The organism is Bacillus sp. FSL K6-0042 (assembly GCF_038006685.1).
In the GTDB taxonomy this organism is placed as follows: Bacteria; Bacillota; Bacilli; order Bacillales; family Bacillaceae_G; genus Bacillus_A; species Bacillus_A pseudomycoides.
Genome location: NZ_JBBOVS010000001.1, coordinates 3,541,725 through 3,557,603 on the forward strand (window position 1 = coordinate 3,541,725; position 15,879 = coordinate 3,557,603).

Genomic DNA, 15,879 nt, shown 5'->3' on the forward strand with positions numbered 1-15,879 from the left:
ATAAACATGCCCATGAATTTTGAAATTCACGGGCATGTTTACGTTACTCTTTTTTTTCTGGTTGGTTTCTTATGAAGAAGTCCATTACATAAAACACTTCATCATCTGGAATCTGCACATCAAACGTATTTTCAATTGGTTGCAGGGCTTTTTTTACTTTCATATACATCCAATATTCATCTTGTCTACGCGCTTCTTTGTCAGGATAAGGGAGGAGCTTTTCTCCCTTTTGAAGCCGGTCAATCATACAGCTCATATGCAAAATAACTCCCATTAAACTATCAGAGTTTAACTGTAAGGAGATGAGCTCTTGAATTGTATTGAGCGCGTACCGTATTGTTTTAATCATCAGTGCCCCATCATGGCGCTGCATTTGTTGCCCGAGAATATCAGCCATTTTTGCATATGTTTCTTCATACGTAATTAATTCTTGAATTTGCTGAATGGCTTTATAGTTTACAATGTCTTGGAAATGATAAGTTAAACATGGTACTTGTACATCAAAGTTTGTGACAATACAAATCATATTGCGTTCTTTCTTTATGTTTTCGATCATTTTTGTTAAATCTTTTTCATGAACGATACTAATTGGAATAATTTCTATTAAATCTTTATCGAATCGTAAATAGTTTTCAAGCATTTTTTGAATGGCCAGTGCGCTTCCTTCTCCTGTTAAACAAGCTGTTAAAATGACTGATTTCATGGGAGCAAGTGGCTTTTTCTTTTCTTCTTGTACATTAAGGTAAAACGGTGTTAAGTTTTTCACGGTTTCATATAACGCATCTAATGAGTACCCGAGCTGAGCTTTTCTTGCTGCTTCTAATGCATGCGGCGTACTTGTCATAGAGAGAACGCGTACAGGGATATGAAATTCCGTCTCTAGTATATCCCCGATATAGGCAAGTGAACCCATATCGACGAGTAAAAGCAGTCCGTTTATATGCCCGAGTGTTTTCATGTACACTTTTACTCGTTCTAAGAAATCTTTCGGTGATTCATGAAGCGGCATATCAATTCCTGTTACTTCATCAATACCGAGGAGTTCATTCGCGACATTTGCCATTTCTGTTGCGATACCATTGCCGTGGGCTAAAATTAATACTTTTACTTCTGTTTGGGAAGCAGGAATGGGATCAACAACGAAAAACATCGTTAAGAATCCAGCTTCATCAATTGGCATCGTTACTTGTAATTCTTCTTCTAATAGTTGAATACATTGCATGGCAACTGAGAAAGCTTCTTTATATTTCGTGCGAATTTGATTCAGCTGCGGGTGATGAATTTGTTTCCCGCCCTGCAGTCGTTGTAAAGTTGTCTGTACATGTAAATTTAAAGCAAGAAAGACTTTTTCATCAAATGTCTTAGCTAAATGTTTTTCGGCTAGTTCAGCGATTTTTTCGCATACAGAAACAATATTGCGATCGACAATTTTAAGGACATTTTCATGACTTGTCTTTTGTGACATTTGATTAAAATACTGAACGAAAAAGCTTTGGAGATCGTTGTCTATTAGTAATTCTAATTCTTCTTCTTCAATACCGCGTGCTTGTAATTCTTCATATTTATGATCAATGTAATCATAAATGGAAGAACGTGAATCTTCTGTTTTATGTTTGCTCCATCCTTCGTCACTCGTAAATACAAATGTTTCGTTTGGCACTTGATACAGATGACGGCTTTTTCTTTCAATAAACAAGCCTTCCTTCATGTACCATGGCAAGTCAGCACTTGAAACGCGGACATGCTCTCTTTTCTTTGTTACGAAATCAGAATAGGCTTTCGCACAGGCAATTTGTACATCGGTTTTTAATTGTCCGATATTGTTTGGACATTGATAAAAGACGAAAGCACGCATTGCGTTCGGACTGACATGAATTTTTTTTCGCAGACGAATTGCTTCATTTGTAAAAAAGAGCTGCAAGAGAGCGAAGCGTTCCTGATGCGTTCGCTCACGAAGTGGTGGAAGCGTTACGGTCATCGGAATCCGTCTCGTAAAGGTTTTGAGTAAAAAAGAGTTTGGTTCTTCTGTTGTTGCAGTAATAATTAATACTTGTGCTCGGCGCTCGTTCTCTGTTTCCCCAAGGCGGCGATATACACCGCGGTCAATAAATGTGAATAACATTTCTTGACCTTCTGGCGGGAGGCGGTGCACCTCATCCAGGAAGAGAATTCCTTCGTGGGCTTTTTCGATTAACCCTTTTTGGTCACTTGCACCAGTGTAAGCCCCCTTTTTTATCCCGAAAAGTTGTCCAAGCAGGAGCTGTGGATTATTTGCGTAATCCGCACAGTTAAAAACGATAAACGGTGCATCTTTTGGGAGCTGATTTACTTCAATTGCATACTCGTGCATTAAAGAGGCAAACATAGATTTCCCGACACCCGTTTCTCCAAGTAGTAATGTATGCATACCATTTGGAGGATAGAGTACAGCAGCCTTTGCTTTTTCAATCGCAATTTTGAGGCTTGTGTTTTTTCTTGCAAAGGCATCGAGTGAAGTGTTATTTTGTGAATGCGTTTCCACGTGGGAGTTGTCTCCTAAATAGAAACGGACAGGGCGTGTTCCCGTTTTGGATAAACGACCATCTTTCACAAGTTTATTTAAATCGCTGCTTACATTTGCACGGTCTAGCTGTAGAAGTGTAGCGAGTTCAGATGCTGTTACACCTTCTGAGTAATTCCCTTTTTGTATTGCATTATAAATGAGGTCCATTCGTTTCATTTTTCTTCACCTCGAAACTTTGTCACTATTTAAAATTTTACACAAAAATGGGAAGTGTGGGAAGAGAAAAAGAATAAACAGCTCTAGTCTATACTAAAGCTGTTACAATCTTGCGTCCTTCCAGAAATTCACTTCTGAATGAGAGGAAGGATTATAGGGAAGAAGCGTGTATCCTTTCGCCTTAAGGTAGTCAATTACCTTTGGAAGAATTTTCACTGTAACGCTAGAATCATGCATTAAAATAACTTCAACTTGTTCGTCGCTTTGGTTCATAACACGCTCTAATATAGCAGAAGGATTATGATAACTTTTCCAGTCATATGTATCGATTGTCCAATCCCACATTTTGTACTGAGCGGAAACAAGTGCATCACGATAATTCTTTTTTAAATAAGGCATACTACCATACGGAACGCGAACAAGGTGTGTATCTAAATTTGCTATATGGCGCACAATAGAGCGGGCCTGCTCCATTTCGGTAATTAAAACGGATGGATCACCAGTATATAAACGCTTTACGTCATGAGACATGCTATGAAGACCGATATAATGACCTTCTTGTATGAAACGTTTCATTGTTTGTGGATAATGTGAAGCCTTGCCACCAATTACAAAGAAGGTTGCCTTTCCCTGCTTTTGCTTTAAGATGTTTAAAATTTGTGATGTGTATTTGTTTGGCCCATCATCAAATGTTAAGTATGCAATTTTGGGCGGAAGAGCCGCGTTCTGAATCGTAGATTGATGTGTAAGTGGGGAGTTAGCGGCTGCTTCAGTATAAGATACCGGACATGTAGTAATACTTAAAAATATAATAATACATTGAAGCATTTGCTTCATCAAAATACTCACCCTCAGTCTAACAGTCATGGAGAAGGAGTTAAGATTGTAGTCTCATTATCCTCTTTACATATATATCTTTCTCCAATAGAAGAACTCTCAAACAAACTATATTTTGGAAATAAAAAATAGCACCCTTTCTTTAAGAAGAAAGAGTGCTATTTGAATATTTTACACTAATAAAGGCTATACTACAGTTATTATTCGCGTTTTTTTACTTTTTTATAGAAGGAAATAATTGGTTTGTAACGTTCGTGCACAAGACCAATTACTTCTGCTACGATTTCAGTAAAGAAGATTAAAGCGAACAGAAGGATAATGGATAACCACAATGTTGCGCTAGTGAAAATAATTGCATTTACGCTAAAGAAAATACCAAATGCGTAAATGATAAGTACCGTCGTACGATGAGAAAAGCCCATTGCCAATAGACGATGATGTAAATGCGATTTATCTGGTGCAGAAATTGGTTTTTTATTCACAATTCGTCTGATAATCGCAAATGTTGTATCGAAGATAGGTACACCTAAAATGATAATAGGAACAAGGAAACTGAATAACGTTACACTTTTGTATAATCCCAGTAACGATATAACAGAAATACAATATCCTAAAAATAATGCACCTGTGTCTCCCATGAAAATTTTTGCTGGATGGAAGTTATAGAATAAAAATCCAAGTGTACTTGCAAGTGCAATGAGTGCTAGTGGCAGAATAATAACAGCACCAGTACCCATAGGGCTAGTAAAGGCCATATATGCTAATGTTGCAAGGACGATAGATGAAATCCCAGCGGATAATCCATCTAATCCATCAATTAAGTTAATGGCATTTGTAATACCTACAATCCAAAATACTGTAATTGGATATGCAAGGATACCAAGTTCAGTATCTCCTAAGATTGGAATATATAGCACCTGTACTAATAATCCACTTTTTACAATAAGTACGGCAACTAATAGTTGTCCACCGAATTTTACCTTCGCTGATAATTCGTACATATCATCTAAAATACCGATGATGATAATGATAATAGCACCTATAGTAATCGACATCATTCTTTGTTCATATAATCCACTAACAAAGAACCCAACGGCTACACCAATGAAAATTGCCAGTCCACCTAGACGAGGCATAATTTTTTGGTGTACTTTACGTGCGTTTGGCTTATCAGTTGCTCCGATCTTAAATGCTAATTTGATAACGAAAGGAGTAACAACTAATACGGTAATGAAAGATGCCAAAACAGCATAAATCACTTGTGAGTCCATTAATACCCCACCTTTTATATTTTAACGTAATTTTTGAAAAAGTTATCTGAAAATTATGATGATTGTTTGCAGGCTCATAACATATGGTATCACAAAAAGATTAGAATTCAATCTTTTTTTCTATTCACTGTAATTGGAAATAGATAAAATATATGACAAGTTTATAATAAATACGATGTCGCACAAGAAGGTTATAATATATCTTATCATTAACTTGTATTGCATAGTTTTTAAATTGTGGTACAGATTTATGACATTTACATATAAGTCTGTCCCTAGTAGGGATGGTAGGATGTGACCGATTCTCTTTACTATAAGTGTTGCACGTTAAAATACGTACGTTCCGCGTTAAAATATGGAAACTTCAAATGTGCCGATAATAGAACAGTTTGTAAAGAAATACATCCAAATAAACGATGTTATTTTACAAAATCTTAAAAAAAGAAAGAGCAGGCGTCTCATATAATAGGGAGTGAGGGCTTGCATGCTATCTCATTTTTATATACTTAAAAGCAACAACTTCATGTCTTAGTATGGGAAAAAGGGTGCCTTAAAGACATCGACATATATTCAGTTTTAGTATGAAAGGGGGAAGCCTAGAATATCTAAACTATAATCTTAGGTATTCTGGGCGGAACATCTAATGAAAATTACGGTGATAGGTACTGGATATGTAAGATTAATTACTGGAGTAGGATTAACCACATTAGGTCATTCGGTTACTTGTTTTGATATAAATCAAGGGAAAATAGCGAGAATGAAGCAAGGGGAAATGCTAATTTATGAACCTGGTCTGAGGCAATTAGTAGATGCAGCAGTCCAAGAAAAATGATTAGCATTTACATCAAGTCAAACAGAGGCATTTAAACATTCAGATTTCATATTTGTAGCAGTAGGAACACCATCTTTACCGGATGGAACGGCAGATTTAACATATATTCGTAATAGTTGTTATGAAATTGGTATGTGTGCCAATTCAGATATAATTGTGGTTACAAAAAGTACGGTTCCTGTAGGTACGAACAATCAAATGAAAGAATGGATTCAGGAGAAGCTACAAGGGCGGCATATGTACCATATGATACATATGGTATCAAATCGGGAATTTTTACATGAAGGTTCTGGTATACATGACTTTTTTCATGGTGATCGCATCGTCATAGGAGCGGAGACAGAAGAAATCGCGCAGAAGGTAGAGAGGCTATACAGTAAGCTGTTAATTGAAACGTTTGTTACAGATATCCGCAGTGCGGAGATGATTAAATATGCTTCAAATGCTTTTTTGGCTACGAAAATTAGCTTCATAAATGAAATTTCTAATATATGTGAGAAAGTGGACGTAGCGTTTATTGTAACCGATTGGGAATGCATACGAACGTATCCATTAGAAAGGTATGTGCAACTTATGGGTGAACCTATTTTATTTGATGGGAGAAATTGTTATACTGGGAAAGATGTTGAGAAACATAGAATGGATTACTATTCCGTTGGCAGAAAGAGCATTCGTAATAGGAAAGTTTCTACCGTCTATTAAAAACGCTTTTTTTTGTCCTTTTGTTTTCTCAATATATAATGGTGAGTGTAACAATACTATATAAATCCATGTTGATTAGCTGGCATATAAGTTGCGGTTATGAAAACAAAAGGCGATCTCCACTCGTTTTCTCCGTTTGTTTTCACATGGCATGGGGGCTAAAGGGTCTGACCGCTACTATGCATAGCCGGACGTTCTCTTCTACCTAAAAGAGAAGATTTTATGTTAGTTTTTCAATTTGTATTTATATAAATCTATGTTGATTAGCTGGCATATAAGTTGCGGCTATGAAAACAAAAGGAGATTTTCACTCGTTTTCTCCGTTTGTTTTCATATGGCATGGGGCTAAAAGAGGGTCTGACCGCTACTATGCATAGCCAGACGCTCTTCCCACTCAAAAGGGGAGGTTTTATGTTAGTTTTTCATATATCGTAACTAGTGAAAGAAAAGAGGCATTGAAATGACTGAACGTTTAAAAGTAATGACGATTTTTGGAACACGTCCAGAAGCGATTAAAATGGCACCTCTTGTGTTAGAGTTGCAAAAACATCCTGAGCAAATTGAATCAATTGTAGCAGTGACAGCACAGCATCGCCAAATGTTAGATCAAGTATTGAATATCTTTGGTATTACGCCGGATTTTGATTTGAATATCATGAAAGATCGTCAAACATTAATTGATATTACAACACGTGGTTTAGAGGGCTTAGATAAAGTAATGAAGGAAGCAAAGCCGCATATCGTTCTTGTACATGGTGATACAACAACTACTTTTATTGCGAGCCTTGCTGCTTTCTATAATCAAATTCCGATTGGCCATGTTGAAGCTGGACTTCGTACATGGGATAAATATTCTCCATACCCGGAAGAAATGAACCGTCAATTAACAGGTGTAATGGCAGATCTTCATTTCTCTCCTACTGCAAAATCAGCAACGAATTTGCAACAAGAAAATAAAAATGAAGCACGTATTTTCGTAACAGGAAATACAGCGATTGATGCACTAAAAACAACAGTAAAAGAAGAATATAGTCATCCAGTACTAGAGAAGCTTGGAAATGACCGACTTGTACTTATGACAGCACATCGTCGTGAAAATTTAGGTGAACCAATGCGCAACATGTTCCGTGCAATTAAACGCCTTGTTGAAAAGTACGAAGATGTACAAGTTGTGTATCCAGTTCATATGAATCCTGTTGTTCGTGAAACAGCTAACGATATTTTAGGAGATCATAATCGTATTCACTTAATTGAGCCACTAGATGTAATTGATTTCCATAATGTTGCAGCACGTTCATACTTAATGTTAACAGATTCTGGTGGTGTGCAGGAGGAAGCACCTTCTCTTGGCGTACCGGTTCTTGTTCTACGTGATACGACAGAACGTCCGGAAGGTATTGAAGCAGGTACATTAAAATTAGCAGGTACAGACGAAGAAACAATCTTTACACTTGCAGACGAATTATTATCTAATAAAGAAGCACATGACAAAATGGCACAAGCATCTAATCCTTATGGTGATGGCCTTGCTTCAGAGCGTATTGTAGAAGCAATTTTACAATATTTTAATAAAAAATAAGTAGAAAAAAGAGCCGCTCCTCATATCTGTTGATATAAGAAGCGGCTCTTTTCTTTTAAGTAGTAATCTCTACTGATGATTTCGCATTAACCATTCCGCGTTAGCGTTCGTAGACGGAGGTTCCTGTTCTTTTTTCTTAGTAGATGAATTTGTTGAATTCGTATCAGAATTAGAACTTGTATTGGTTGTAGAATGCGTGTCTGTTTTATCTTGTCCTAAGTTTTTCAAAATTTCATTACGAACATTTTGAACGCTCATTTCATTTGGAATAAAGTAATAGATACCATTTAGTTTTTTATCTTCACCTTCTAATTTAATCGTTTGTATGGTAGAAGGATCGAATCCAGATAACTTATTATATAAGGCAAGTCCATCGGATACAGGTATATCAGTTTTTACGTATTTCCCAACAACCTCTGCTAAGTCTTTAATTTTAAAGACTGTAGAAGCGGAATTTAGTTTATGGACAACCGCGGCAAGTACTTGTCGTTGTCTTGCAGCTCGGCCATAATCTCCATTTGGATCTTGCTTTCGCATACGGACATAAGCGAGTGCTTCTTCGCCATTTAATTCTTGCTGTCCTTGTTTAAATTGAATCAGTTTGTAGTAATCTATATCAGATCGTTCCTCGAAATTAAACGGCACATCGACTGTAATGCCACCAACGGCATCGACAATCCCTTTAAAGCCTTTGAAATCAATTTTAACGTAGTGGTCAACAGGCACCTCTAAAAAATTCTCGACTGTGTCTAATGCCATTTTTTCTCCGCCGTAAGCATGCGCCGCGTTAATTTTATCTTTTTTATTTTTTCCAGCAATCGTAACACGTGAGTCACGCGGGATACTCATGAGTGAAACATTTTTTGTTTTTGGGTTAATTGTTGCGAACATAAGAGAATCTGTTCGTCCATTTTGTCCATCCGTTGCATAATCTTCAATTCCCATAATAAGGACGCTGAAAGGTTCTTTTGTAATTTCTACATCTTTCGCACGTAATTTTGATTTATCACGAGTAAAGCCACTATACATCTCCATGAGTGAAGAGTAAGAGTTAAACATGTAAAGCCCTACACTACCAATTAAGGACATAAAAATGAGGTAGATAAACAATCTACGTCTGCGCTTTTTTTTCACTCTTCTTTTCTGGAGATGATCATAACGCTCTTCCATACATAAACTCCTTTTAATATATATATGTTATTGTTGCACAATGTCTTGTTCTAAATACAGCATGTCATCTTCTTGTATTGTACATTTCCCATTTGTTAGTTCAATCATCCACTCTGTGAAAGTTTGTTTTTGATCTTCTGCCACATAAGTGTCAAATGTCACATTTTCTAGGTAATGAATCTCCTTAATAACATATTTTGAGTGGCGTAATTCATTTTCAATTTTTCCAAGTAGTGTATAGTCAATTTCTGTCTTCATAACTCGCATTAATTTTCGTTCGACAACACCTACATAGTTAATTCCTTCACTTGTACATTTTCCATATGCACGAATTAAACCACCGGCACCAAGTTTAATGCCGCCAAAATATCGTGTGACAACAACAACGGTATCTTTCAATCCGCGTTTTTTTAATACTTCTAGCATAGGTACACCAGCTGTACCGCTTGGTTCACCGTCATCATTTGCCTTTTGAATTTGATCTTGCTCCCCAATTAAATAGGCTGAGCAGTTGTGTGTTGCGTTCCAATGCTGCTTTTTTATCTTTTGAATAAATTCTTGTGCTTCTTCTTCTGTTTTCGCTCGACTTATATAGCAAATAAACCGTGACTTTTGAATGACAATTTCGTGCTCACCGTAGCCTTTGATTGTTAAATATTGTAATAACAATGATATACGCCCCTACCTTTCAAGATTACTAGTACTTTTATTGTAAAAGGGGGAGTTTTCAGATTCAAACATTTTTTGTAGGAAAATAGCAAGTTCTATTATAAATTTAATATTTTTGTTGTAAATTGTCCAAGTGTTTATTATAATCTTATCCCGGCATTTTTCATACATTAATGCACCTTTTCCTATTTTCGTGTAAAATTAGGAAATAAAAACTTTTTTATAAGGCAGGTACGAAAATGAGAACAGCTATTGTTACTGATAGTACAGCATATATACCGAAGCATATTCGTGAAGAACTCAATATATATATGATTCCATTAAATGTGATTTTTGGAACGAATTCTTATCAAGAAGAAGCAGAAATTACAGCGGATGATTTTTATGTAAAAGTACGTGAACATGAAGAACTTCCAAAAACTTCTCAACCAGCAATTGGAAAATTTGTGGAGCTATTTGAAGAACTAGCAAAAGAATACGATGCGGTGATTTGTATCCATCTTTCAAGCGGAATTAGCGGTACATATCAAACAGCAATGACAGCTGGGCAAATGGTCGAAGGGATAAACGTATATACGTATGATTCTGAAATTAGCTGTGAGGTACAAGGGTTTTATGTGCGTGAAGGTGCGAGAATGGTAAGCGAAGGAAAGGTGCCAGAAGAGATTTTAGCTAGGTTTGATGAAATGAAGCAAACGATAGATGCTTATTTTGTTGTTGATGATCTTCATCATTTGCAACGCGGTGGCCGTTTAAATAGCGCGCAAGCATTTATCGGTAGCCTATTGCAAGTAAAGCCAGTTTTATATTTTAGAGATAAAGTTATTATCCCGTTTGAAAAAATTCGCACACGCAAAAAGGCACTAAAGCGTATCGTTGAAATTTTCGATGAACATGCGAGTAAAGGTATGCCGATGGAGGCTGTTATCATTCATGCAAATCGTGAAGAAGAAGCGAAAGAGTGGCAGCAAGAATTAGAGGAAAAGTACCCTCATGTTACAATCCGCATCAGTTATTTTGGCGCTGTAATTGGAACGCACTTAGGAGAGGGATCACTAGGTCTAGGGTGGTATACAAAATAATAAAAATGTAAAAGCTCTCTTTTTGTAGAGAGTTTTTTACGGATATCCGTATGCCTATTTGACAAGTTAATATTTTGAAGTGATAAAATTTAATTTATATAAATACGGATTGAAAGACCGACATAAAGTGAAACTTTAATCAGTGGGGGGCTCCATCCCCCACTGATTATTAGCCCTCGCCAATCGGGCTTTTAGGGACAGTGCCTTTTTTAGCCCTATTCCATGTGAAAAAAGAAGGAGAAAATAAGTGGGAGTCTCCTTGTGTTCTTCATAGTCGCAATTTATATGTTGGAAAATCAAAATGCATTTATAAAAAATAAGGAAAGTTTTATTACTTACTTTTTATAAGAAACTATTTTATAATAAAGGAGAGGTGAAACATATGGAGCATAATTCTTGTTTATGTCCAAAGTTTGAGTCGGCTTTTACACTTCTTAGTAAAAAGTGGACGGGTTTAATTATTAAATCTTTGTTAGAAGAGCCGAAGCGATTTAGAGAAATTGCGGATATTATTCCAAATATGAGTGATCGTATGTTGTCAGAGCGTTTAAAAGAATTAGAGAGCGAAGGTGTAGTCGTTCGTAATGTGTACCCAGAAGTACCTGTTAGAATCGAATACGGATTAACAGACAAAGGAAAAGCATTAGAAAGTGTTATGAATGAAGTCCAAAATTGGGCTGAAAAATGGGTGAAATAATAGATTGTTCGATGAATAGGGAGAAAAAAGCACAAGGAGTGTTCCTTGTGTTTTTTTTATAACGAATGTATGACAATTGTACAAAAAAACAGCGCGATTTTCTTAAGATTCTACAAGAAAATACAGGATTAGAAGAAAAATGTCAGGAAATTACAAGTATAATATTACATTTATTTTACAAAATCGTAACAATGATAAAATATCTCCCGAAATATGGTATAAATTTTAATAGATTATTACATACGGAAAAGAAAAAAAGAAAGCGGTGTAAAAACAAAATGAAAAAGCTAAAAATGGCATCTTGCGCATTGGCTGCAGGATTTATGATGTTTTCAGTAGTAACACCAAATGTATTTGCGGAAAAGATTGAGGACGTAAAAACACAAATTAACACACAAAATGACACTTTACATAAACAACAACAAGAACGTGACGAGCTTCAAAAACAAATGAACGACTTAAATAAAACGGTTCAAGATTTAGATACGTCTGTTCAAGAAAATGCAGCAAAACTTGATGAAACAACGAAAAAAGTTGAAGAAACACAAGCATTAATCGAGAAGAAAAATCAAAACATTGCAGATTTACAAACGAAAATTGCAAAACGTGAAGAGTTATTAAGAAAGCGTTTAGTAGCGCTTCAAGAACAACCAAATACAAACGTTGTAACAGAAGTTGTTGTAAACTCTAAAAACATTGCAGATTTAGTAGATCGTTTAACTTCTGTTTCGAAAATTCTTGAATCTGATGAAGATATCATGACAACACAACAACAAGATCAAGCAACTGTGAAAAAAGATGTTGAAACGGTAAAAGAAAAACAAAAAGAATTAAAAGAAGCGCAAGTGAAAATCGAAACTGCAAAGAAAGAACTTGATGCTGAAAAAGCGAAAAAACAAGAAGCAGTGAACGATTTAAGCGGTAAAATGGATACAGTTGTAAACAGCATGACAAGCACAGAAGGTCAATTAAAAGAGCTTGAAAAACAAGCGTTATACTTACAACAATTAGCAGAAAAAGAAGCACAAGAAAAAGAAGCACAAGAAAAAGCAGCACAAGAAGCCGCTGCGAAGAAACAAGCAGAGCAAGCTCAGCAACCAGCACCGGCACAACAAGCTGCACCACAACAGGAAGCACCAGCTAAACAAGAGCAACCTAAACAAGAGCAACCTAAGCAAGAAAAGAAACAAGAAAATACAGTTCCGGCACCAAAAAATAATGGTGGGGGAAATGTTGGAGTAGTTGAAAAAGCAAAAGACTTAGTTGGCTTGAAATACGTATGGGGTAGTGCGGATATTTCAAGAGGCGGTTTTGACTGCAGTGGATTAGTTTCTTATGTATATGGTTTAGGACAACAAGATACAAGAAGTTTATGGGGATCTGTACAAAAAATTAGCGCATCTGAAGCGCAACCAGGTGACCTTATCTTCTTGCAAGGTACTTACAGAGCAGGCGTATCACACGTTGGTATTTACATTGGTGGAGGCCAAATGATTCACGCTGCTGATGAATCAACTGGTGTTACGTACGGTAGTGTAAATAGCAGTTATAACACAGCTCATTTCTTAGGTTACGGTAGATTATAAGATTTTTAACTAAATAAAACATGTGTATAAAGTCGATAGCTTACTATTTTAAAAGTAGGTTATCGGCTTTTTTGCGTTTTTACGAGATAAAGAGAAGGGATTATAGTAAAGCTGGGGGTGCTTTACTATGCTAGCAGGAAGACAAATGCTGTTAGAAGAGCTTTCGTTATTAAAGGATGAACTGGAGTTTTTAGAAAAGCGAAGAGATATTTCTTTAGCAAAAGGGGTAATCAAAAAATCTTCACGCTATGTATGTCAGCGCTGCGGAAATGCAGAACAACGGTTATTTGCTTCGTTTTTATGTAAAAGGTGTAATCAAATGTGCATGTATTGCCGAAAGTGCATCACGATGGGGCGTGTGGGGGAATGTACAGTGCTCGTTCGAGATATACGAGATGTAGTATGGGAAAGTTTGCCGAATCCTTTACGGTGGGAGGGCCATTTATCACCTGGGCAGGAGAGAGCAGCTAGCGGAGTAACAGAAGCAGTACGCCGAAAAGAATCCTTCTTTATATGGGCAGTATGCGGAGCTGGTAAGACAGAGATGCTTTTTTATGGTATAGACGAAGCTTTACGAAAAGGCGAACGGGTTTGTATTGCAACGCCGCGGACTGATGTGGTGTTAGAGCTCGCACCCCGTTTACAAACTGTTTTTCCAGATGTACCGATTGCTGCGTTATATGGTGGTAGCTTGGACCGTGAAAAGGAAGCGAGGCTCATCGTTTCTACAACGCACCAGTTGCTTCGTTATTATAGGGCATTTGATGTTATGATTGTGGATGAAATTGATGCTTTTCCATATGCGATGGACAAAATGCTTCATCATGCAGTAGAGCAAGCGAGTAAAGAGCGAGCTGCGCAAATTTATTTAACTGCAACCCCAGCAGAAACATGGAAACGTAAGCTATGGAGTGGTGAACAAAAAGGTGTAATCATTCCGGGGCGTTATCATCGTCAGCCTTTGCCAGTCCCAAGGTTCAGGTGGTGCGGTAATTGGAAAAAGGCGCTAAAACGAAAAGAAATCCCGCATGTTGTTTTAAAATGGCTACAGTATCATCTCCTTAAACAATCTCCTATTTTTCTATTTGTTCCTCACGTACGTTATATTGATGAAGTAAGTGTATTATTAAAAAAAATAGATGATCGCATTGAAGGTGTTCATGCGGAGGATCCAAAGCGAAAAGAAAAGGTAGCTTCGTTCCGAAAAGGAAATATCCCATTATTAGTAACGACGACGATTTTGGAACGCGGCGTGACGGTAGAGAATTTGCAAGTAGCTGTGTTAGGGACGGAAGAAGTCATTTTTTCGGAAAGTGCACTTGTACAAATTGCTGGCAGGGCCGGCAGAAGTCATCGCAGGCCAGATGGTGATATTCTTTATTTTCATTATGGAAAAACAGAAGCAATGATACGCGCAAAAAAACATATTCAATTTATGAATAAAAAGGCAAAGCAAGAAGGATTGATACATTAATGCATTGTCTACTTTGTCATGATTTTATTTCAGAAAGCGTTAGCTGGTATTCTTTTTTTATTCAGTCTGACAGGCGGTGTATATGTGAGCGATGTGAACGAAAACTTTCCTATATTATAGGAGAAATTTGTGATGACTGCGGCAGGCCATTTGAGTCTCTGTCAGAGGAGTATAGAGAAGGTAACCTTTGCAAGGATTGCGTAAGATGGCAGGAAGAGAGAAAGTTTCTACCTATAAAAAATCGATCTGTGTACGTCTATAATGATTGGATGAAGGAAATATTAGCTCGGTTTAAATTTCGTGGGGATGCTGAGCTTGTTCGTATTTTTCATGCGCACTTTTTAGCTACATTTCGTAAGTATTTTTCAGATTGTCATGCGATGATTCCGATTCCGCTTAGTAAAGAGCGAGAATACGAGCGTGGTTTTAATCAAGCGGAATTGTTAGCATCTTGTTTACCACTTAGTTTTCTACAAACATCTTTAAGTAGACAAGACACGGAAAAGCAAAGTAAAAAGAAACGTATAGAGAGGCTTTCAGTAGCGAATCCCTTTTATTTTCACAAAGAAGAAATGTTTATTGGACAGCATCTTTTACTCATTGATGATGTGTATACGACAGGAATTACGGTTAGGCAAGTTGCAAAGTGCCTGTATGATGCAGGTGCTCAAAAAATTTCTAGCCTTACTCTTTGCCGCGGATAATATATGTATGTCGAAAGATACAATAAAAAGGCGACAAGACTTCTTTGACTTGATATGTTGTCATTCGTTATAGTCAAATTATGGGGTAAATGCCCTTATTTTTAGAGTGAAGGGAATGGAACGAACATGCAAGGACGAGTAAAATGGTTTAATGCAGAAAAAGGATTTGGGTTTATCGAGCGTGAAGACGGTGATGATGTTTTTGTTCATTTTTCTGCAATTCAACAGGATGGGTATAAGTCGTTAGAAGAGGGACAAAAAGTAGAATTTGACATTGTAGATGGTGCGCGTGGACCACAAGCAGCGAATGTTGTGAAATTATAATTTCGAACGAAGAGTTTTGTGAGAAACATAGAGCTGGGGTTGTGGCAACGGTTTATATATATTCAATTTAATCTTCCAAAATATAAATTGCGGCTATGAAGAACAGAAGGAGACTTTCACCTATTGTCCCCTTCTGTTTTTTTTTGCGTGGCATGGGGGGAAAAGTCCTGTCCGCTCTTATGCAAAGACGGACGCTCGTTCTCACCAAAAAGAAATGGTTGTATATGGTTCTT

The 15,879-nt window shown here is 36.9% G+C and carries 12 protein-coding genes and 1 pseudogene; 8 read left to right on the forward strand and 5 right to left on the reverse strand.

Annotated features, from left to right (window positions below; genetic code table 11):
- Window positions 1–43: 43 nt before the first annotated feature.
- The 3 genes from MHH45_RS18065 to MHH45_RS18075 all read right to left on the reverse strand — a co-directional run bounded on the left by MHH45_RS18065 (window position 44) and on the right by MHH45_RS18075 (window position 4,827).
- A complete protein-coding gene (locus MHH45_RS18065) occupies window positions 44–2,719 on the reverse strand; it encodes a PRD domain-containing protein (RefSeq protein WP_088093764.1) in 2,676 nt (891 codons plus the stop codon).
- A gap of 102 nt (window positions 2,720–2,821) precedes the next feature.
- Entirely contained in the window at window positions 2,822–3,556 is a 735-nt protein-coding gene (locus MHH45_RS18070; protein ID WP_375337731.1) for a polysaccharide deacetylase family protein, read from the reverse strand.
- A gap of 200 nt (window positions 3,557–3,756) precedes the next feature.
- On the reverse strand, window positions 3,757–4,827 hold the full coding sequence (locus MHH45_RS18075; protein ID WP_016112550.1) for a glycosyltransferase family 4 protein: 1,071 nt from the start codon (window positions 4,825–4,827) through the stop codon (window positions 3,757–3,759).
- Window positions 4,828–5,470: 643 nt separating this feature from the next.
- Between MHH45_RS18075 and MHH45_RS18080 the strand changes: the two are divergent.
- Together MHH45_RS18080 and wecB are read left to right on the forward strand one after the other, a co-directional pair.
- A pseudogene (locus tag MHH45_RS18080) lies at window positions 5,471–6,361 on the forward strand (nucleotide sugar dehydrogenase).
- A gap of 460 nt (window positions 6,362–6,821) precedes the next feature.
- Window positions 6,822–7,940: a non-hydrolyzing UDP-N-acetylglucosamine 2-epimerase gene (wecB, locus tag MHH45_RS18085; protein ID WP_016112547.1), complete on the forward strand. Its 1,119-nt coding sequence runs from the start codon at window positions 6,822–6,824 to the stop codon at window positions 7,938–7,940.
- Between the two features lie 69 nt (window positions 7,941–8,009).
- Here the strand turns inward: wecB and MHH45_RS18090 are convergent, their stop codons facing one another.
- Window positions 8,010–9,110, reverse strand: coding sequence for an LCP family protein (locus MHH45_RS18090; protein WP_016112546.1), 1,101 nt, complete (start codon window positions 9,108–9,110; stop codon window positions 8,010–8,012).
- Window positions 9,111–9,137: 27 nt separating this feature from the next.
- The gene (locus tag MHH45_RS18095; RefSeq protein ID WP_016112545.1) at window positions 9,138–9,779 is read right to left on the reverse strand and encodes a YigZ family protein; all 642 of its coding nucleotides are present in this window, start codon (window positions 9,777–9,779) and stop codon (window positions 9,138–9,140) included.
- A gap of 239 nt (window positions 9,780–10,018) precedes the next feature.
- Between MHH45_RS18095 and MHH45_RS18100 the strand changes: the two genes are divergently transcribed.
- The 6 genes from MHH45_RS18100 (at window position 10,019) to cspC (ending at window position 15,646) form a co-directional block, all read left to right on the forward strand.
- Entirely contained in the window at window positions 10,019–10,861 is an 843-nt protein-coding gene (locus MHH45_RS18100) for a DegV family protein (RefSeq protein WP_016112544.1), read from the forward strand.
- Between the two features lie 382 nt (window positions 10,862–11,243).
- Entirely contained in the window at window positions 11,244–11,558 is a 315-nt protein-coding gene (locus MHH45_RS18105; RefSeq protein WP_016112543.1) for a winged helix-turn-helix transcriptional regulator, read from the forward strand.
- A gap of 278 nt (window positions 11,559–11,836) precedes the next feature.
- Window positions 11,837–13,144, forward strand: a complete 1,308-nt coding sequence (locus MHH45_RS18110; protein WP_088093766.1) for a C40 family peptidase — start codon at window positions 11,837–11,839, stop codon at window positions 13,142–13,144.
- Window positions 13,145–13,271: 127 nt separating this feature from the next.
- Window positions 13,272–14,618, forward strand: a complete 1,347-nt coding sequence (locus tag MHH45_RS18115; RefSeq protein ID WP_016112541.1) for a DEAD/DEAH box helicase — start codon at window positions 13,272–13,274, stop codon at window positions 14,616–14,618.
- Entirely contained in the window at window positions 14,618–15,322 is a 705-nt protein-coding gene (locus MHH45_RS18120; RefSeq protein ID WP_088093765.1) for a ComF family protein, read from the forward strand. The genes MHH45_RS18115 and MHH45_RS18120 overlap by 1 nt, the downstream gene beginning before the upstream one ends.
- 126 nt (window positions 15,323–15,448) lie before the next feature.
- Entirely contained in the window at window positions 15,449–15,646 is a 198-nt protein-coding gene (gene cspC, locus MHH45_RS18125) for a cold shock protein CspC (RefSeq protein WP_001162040.1), read from the forward strand.
- Window positions 15,647–15,879: the final 233 nt, after the last annotated feature.

Excerpts from the sequence above, each read along its gene's own strand:
- MHH45_RS18090 (WP_016112546.1), bottom strand. The coding sequence starts at position 9,110 with ATGGAAGAGCGTTATGATCATCTCCAGAAAAGAAGAGTGAAAAAAAAG.
- MHH45_RS18100 (WP_016112544.1), top strand. The coding sequence starts at position 10,019 with ATGAGAACAGCTATTGTTACTGATAGTACAGCATATATACCGAAGCAT.
- MHH45_RS18105 (WP_016112543.1), top strand. The coding sequence starts at position 11,244 with ATGGAGCATAATTCTTGTTTATGTCCAAAGTTTGAGTCGGCTTTTACA.
- cspC (WP_001162040.1), top strand. The coding sequence starts at position 15,449 with ATGCAAGGACGAGTAAAATGGTTTAATGCAGAAAAAGGATTTGGGTTT.
- MHH45_RS18120 (WP_088093765.1), top strand. The coding sequence starts at position 14,618 with ATGCATTGTCTACTTTGTCATGATTTTATTTCAGAAAGCGTTAGCTGG.
- MHH45_RS18110 (WP_088093766.1), top strand. The coding sequence starts at position 11,837 with ATGAAAAAGCTAAAAATGGCATCTTGCGCATTGGCTGCAGGATTTATG.
- MHH45_RS18065 (WP_088093764.1), bottom strand. The coding sequence starts at position 2,719 with ATGAAACGAATGGACCTCATTTATAATGCAATACAAAAAGGGAATTAC.
- wecB (WP_016112547.1), top strand. The coding sequence starts at position 6,822 with ATGACTGAACGTTTAAAAGTAATGACGATTTTTGGAACACGTCCAGAA.
- MHH45_RS18070 (WP_375337731.1), bottom strand. The coding sequence starts at position 3,556 with ATGAAGCAAATGCTTCAATGTATTATTATATTTTTAAGTATTACTACA.
- MHH45_RS18115 (WP_016112541.1), top strand. The coding sequence starts at position 13,272 with ATGCTAGCAGGAAGACAAATGCTGTTAGAAGAGCTTTCGTTATTAAAG.
- MHH45_RS18075 (WP_016112550.1), bottom strand. The coding sequence starts at position 4,827 with ATGGACTCACAAGTGATTTATGCTGTTTTGGCATCTTTCATTACCGTA.